The sequence below is a fragment of the Hyalangium sp. genome, from assembly GCF_035629615.1.
Taxonomy (GTDB): Bacteria; Myxococcota; Myxococcia; order Myxococcales; family Myxococcaceae; genus Hyalangium.
In genome coordinates, this window is the sequence record NZ_DASPHO010000260.1 from 1 (window position 1) to 4,300 (window position 4,300).

At 71.1% G+C, this 4,300-nt stretch carries 7 protein-coding genes; all 7 read left to right on the forward strand.

Annotation, left to right across the window (positions count from 1 at the left end):
• A partial coding sequence (locus VD972_RS13010) for a hypothetical protein (RefSeq protein ID WP_324986122.1) occupies positions 1–386 on the forward strand: 386 nt, incomplete at its 5' end.
• A 19-nt stretch (positions 387–405) separates the two neighbouring features.
• Entirely contained in the window at positions 406–900 is a 495-nt protein-coding gene (locus tag VD972_RS13015; RefSeq protein WP_324986125.1) for a hypothetical protein, read from the forward strand.
• On the forward strand, positions 897–2,093 hold the full coding sequence (locus tag VD972_RS13020) for a hypothetical protein (protein ID WP_324986128.1): 1,197 nt from the start codon (positions 897–899) through the stop codon (positions 2,091–2,093). Before VD972_RS13015 ends, VD972_RS13020 begins: the two co-directional genes overlap by 4 nt.
• Positions 2,090–3,067: a hypothetical protein gene (locus VD972_RS13025; RefSeq protein ID WP_324986132.1), complete on the forward strand. Its 978-nt coding sequence runs from the start codon at positions 2,090–2,092 to the stop codon at positions 3,065–3,067. Before VD972_RS13020 ends, VD972_RS13025 begins: the two co-directional genes overlap by 4 nt.
• Entirely contained in the window at positions 3,064–3,738 is a 675-nt protein-coding gene (locus VD972_RS13030; RefSeq protein ID WP_324986135.1) for a phage baseplate assembly protein V, read from the forward strand. The genes VD972_RS13025 and VD972_RS13030 overlap by 4 nt, the downstream gene beginning before the upstream one ends.
• Before the next feature lie 28 nt (positions 3,739–3,766).
• A complete protein-coding gene (locus tag VD972_RS13035; protein WP_324986137.1) occupies positions 3,767–4,090 on the forward strand; it encodes a hypothetical protein in 324 nt (107 codons plus the stop codon).
• Positions 4,087–4,300: hypothetical protein (locus VD972_RS13040; protein ID WP_324986139.1), on the forward strand; the 214-nt coding region annotated here is incomplete at its 3' end. The genes VD972_RS13035 and VD972_RS13040, both read left to right, overlap by 4 nt.

Sequence of the window (4,300 nt, forward strand, 5' to 3'; positions counted from 1 at the left end):
CGATCGGGCGGTGCACCGGGGTGACGGTGAGAGTCACCAACGATGTGAAGCCCTTCCATGAGCTGGGGCAGCGGTTCGCGACCGAGCTCCGCCCCGGGAACATGAACGTCTTCGGCACCATCGAGCGGGCCCACGTCAACGGGGCGCTGCTGAGGCTGATGCTGGGGGACGCGGCGGACTCGCGGCCGGCGGGCACCTTCGTGGGCCCCTCGTTCAACCTGAGCCTGCGGCTGGAGAACCCGTCGCAGCCCGGGACGACGGCCACGGTGACCGTGGCGGGGGTGAAGATCGAGGAGTGGGCCTACACCCTGCCGGAGGACGACTTCGTGATGGAGAAGCTCAGCTTCCGAGCGCTGTGGGTGAAGGTCGAAGACACCACGGCATAGGCAGACGGAGATCACGGTCATGGCAAACCTTTCGGCCGAAGAGCTCCTCGCGGGAGCCGCGGGGACTTTCACGGTGGCGCTGCCATCGTCCGTGCTGCGTCCAGGCGCGGAGGAGGGTGTGGTGGGCACGGCCGGAGAGGTGGTGCTGCGCCCGCTGCAGATCCGGGACGTGGAGCGGGTGTCGCGGGCGGCCAAGGAGCAGCGGGTGCTGACCAGCGTGCTGATGGTGCAGCAGGCACTCGTGACACCCAAGCTGAGCGTGGAGCAGGTGGGGAGTCTCTCCGCGGGTGTCGTCCAGTTCCTGCTGGAGAAGGTCAACGCCATCAGCGGGCTCTCCCTGGGCGAGGACGATCTGGACCGCGCGGTGAAGGCGCCGCTCGCCAAGGCGTGCTTCGTCCTGGCCCGGGAGTTCGGGTGGACGCCGGCGGAGTGCTCTGAGCTCACAGTCGGGCAGGTGTTGCTGTACCTCGAGATGCTGGCGCGCAACGGCCAGGGAGAGGCACTGGAGCGATGACGGACCGGATGCTCCAGGGTTGGCGGCGGCTCCTGGGTCTGGCGGCAGCGCCGGGGCGGGCGCTGTCTGCGCTCGAGCCGACGCTCTCGTGGGATGAGCGCTTCTCACCCGAGCTCGGCCTGGTGGAGGCGAACGCCCAGGCGTTGCTCACGCCGCTGCTGAGCCCGGCACTGGGCGAGGCGGGCCTGGAACGCGCGGTTGCTCGGCTCACGGCGGAGGAGGGGGAGGCGGCGCTCCCAGTGGGCTCGGCGGCTCGGACCGAGGAGGGCGTGCCCGCGCAAGAGGCTCCGCGGAGACGACGGGCCGCGGCCGCTGTGAGGAAGGGAGGGGCGAGGGAGAAGCCGACCCTGGCCTCACCCGGGATATCGCCGGAGCACCTGGAGCAGATGGCCTCGCTGACCGACGCTCAGCCCTCGCGACGGCGCCCAGGCGGCGCATCGGCGGCCGCGTCACCGGGAGCCGTGGCCTCTCCACTTCAGAAGCGGACCGCACGGCAGAAGCGGACTGTGCCTCGAACGGCTCCAGCTGAGAGGCCAGGAGATGCGGTGCCGCCTCGCAAGGGTGCGAAGGTGGCGGCAGTGAGCGCTGTGGAAGCGAGCGCACGGCTCAAGCAGCGGGCGGAGCGGGCAGGGGTAGCGCAGGCGCTGGATACTCCCGTGGTGGTGGAAGAGGTGGCGCAGGCGGCAGTGTCGCAGGTGGCGACGAGCCGCGCGGAAGGGCTTCCCGGGGCTTCAGTGGCTCAGCGGATCGACCGGGCGCTGGAGCGCCTCGAGCCTCGGCGCCACGTCGCTCGCGGCCCCGAGCAGCGGGAGCGCACGGCAGTGAACGCAGAGGAGGAGCGGGAGGAGGGACGGGGGGAGGGGATCACAGCGCGGAAGGGAGGCCTGGCGGGTCTCGCAGCACGAGCGGCTGGGAGTTCGCTCCCGGCCACGAACACCGGTTCGCAGCCCGCCACGCGAGGGAGGCCCTCACTGGCGTCGTCGCCTTCAGCGGTGCCGTCTCGGGTGTCGCCGGTGGGCAGACCTGTGCCGCAAGGCCCGGCGACGCTGCCACTGTCGTCGGCGCAACCCCCTCCTGTGCCGGCGGTGCTGGCTGAGCGCATGGAGGAGCTGAAGCTGACGCAGCAACTGGACCGGATCCTGAGGCGAGAGGCGGAGCGCGCGGGGATCGACCTGGAGGGCCTCGATCCGTGAGCCTGGTCCGCCCAAACGCCATCTTCACGCTCGCTGGCCGCGATTACAGCGCGGCGGAGGCGGCGCTCGTCCGGCTGGAGATTCACCTCGGCCTCTCGGGAGCGCACGACTCCGCGGCGCTGGCGGTGTGGCCAAGGTCCGTTCTGGCCGAGGCCGCGCCGGGCGACACGCTCGCTATCTCCCTGGGCAACCTCGACGAGGAGGAGGCCGTCTGGTCCGGTGAGGTGACGGCGCTGCGCGCTGGGCCCGATGGCGCGCTGCTCGAAGGCCTCGCCGCCACGGTGGCTCTCTCCCGGGCCCGGCGCTCCCAGACGTGGACCTCGCAGACGGTGGGCGATGTCGTCCGCGATATGGCCTCGGACATCACCGTGGACGAAGTTCAAGGAGACCTCCAGCTCGAGGCCTACAGCGTGGACGACCGTCGCTCCCTCTGGTCGCACCTGCTCGAGCTCGCCGCACTCACCGGCGCGGAGGTGGGCTGCAGCCCGGACGGCGGGCTCCGCTTCATCCCGATCCAGCCCGGCGCGGCGGACGTCACCCTGCGGTTCGGTGCGGAGCTCCTCGGCTGGCACCTCGGCCCAGGGAGCGCGCCGACTGCTCCCAGCGTGGCTCCTTCGGGTGCGGCCAGCAGCGCCGGGTCCGAGAAGTGGCACTGGATCCAGCGCGACCCCGCGGGAGGAGCCTCGGCCCCAGTCCGCGTGATCCCGGCCTTCCGCACCCGCGACGCGGCGGATCAGCTCGGCCAGGCCCTCTCTGCACGCGCCTCCCGCGCCAGCCTCCGCGGCCACCTGACCGTCCCCGGGCGGGCGGATCTGCGCCCGGGCGCGCGGGTGGACGTGAGCAGCCTGCCCGCGGGCGATCCACCCACCCTGCGCGTCCTCGCCGTGGACCACGTCCTGGATGCGCGCGCTGGCTTCACCACCACGCTCACTGTGGAGTCCGCGGGCGGTGGCGGACTCGGAGGTCTCCCATGAGCGAGCTGGTGACAGTCCTGCGGGCCATCATCCGCGACGAGCTGACCCGCGTGCGCCTGCCCGAGCTGGCCACGGTGACCCTGGCCCACCCGACGGAGGCCGCGGACAGCGATGGCAACCACCAGGTCAACGTCCGCCTGCGAGCCTCGGGCGTGGAGCTCCAGCGGGTGCCAGTCGCGGTCCACCGCCTGGGCTTCTCCGGTCTGCCCAACGAGGGTGACCTCGTGCTCGTCCACTTCCTCGGCGGCGTCCTCAATGCGCCGGTGGTGACCGGCTGTCTCTATGACGACCAGGCTCATCCCCCGGTCGGCAAGCTGCACGAGGTCGTCTACCAGCCTCCCGACGAGGAGGACGCCGAGGCCAGGCGCTTCCATGTCGAGCTCCCCAGCGGCTGCACCGTGACCCTCCAGGACGAGAAGCTCACGGTCACCATGGGAGAGACCACGGTGACCGTGAACAAGGACGGCGACGTGGCCATCGCTGCCAAGGGCAAGGTCACCGTCGAGTCGCAGAGCGACGTCGAGCTCAAGGCGCAGGGGAGCATCAAGCTGGAGGCGCAGGGCGATGTCTCGGTGAAGGGGGCCTCGGCCACCCTGGAAGGCCAGAGCGAAGCCAAGGTCAAGGGCCCGTCGGTGTCGCTGGCGGGTAACACGCAGTTCAGCCCATCGTGAAGAGGACGCCACCGTGCCAGGATCTCCTGTGACGATCGGATGCAACGTGGTGCTGACGCCCGGCGTGGCTGGGCCGCCGGACTCCGGCGTGATCACCACCATTGTCCAGGTCATCGCCACCGCGGGCGGCATGCCCCTGGCCGCTGTCGGCAGCCTCTGCCAGATGGTCAACTCGGTCTCCGGCGCTCCCTACGTCCTGCCCATCGGCAACGGCGCTGGTGGCTCGGGAAGCGTGAAGATCAGTGGACAGGGACTGGTTCGCATGGGCGATCAGATCCCCAGCGGCCCTGGCACCCTCGCCATCCTCGGCCCGCCCGCGGCGACCTTCATCACCGATACGGGGTCGCCATGAAGAGACGCACCGCTGAGACACTGGCGCCGTACCTCGGCCGCGACCTGCGGCTGGACTATGCCTGGGGCCAGGGCTTCTTCGAGGATGCTGATCTCGAGACCGCCCGCACCTCCGGCGGCCTCAAGGATCTGGCCGTCACGGACTCCATCGAGGCCTTCACCCAGGCCGTCGCCAACCGCCTCAAGACGCGCAAGGGCGAGCTGGCCCCGC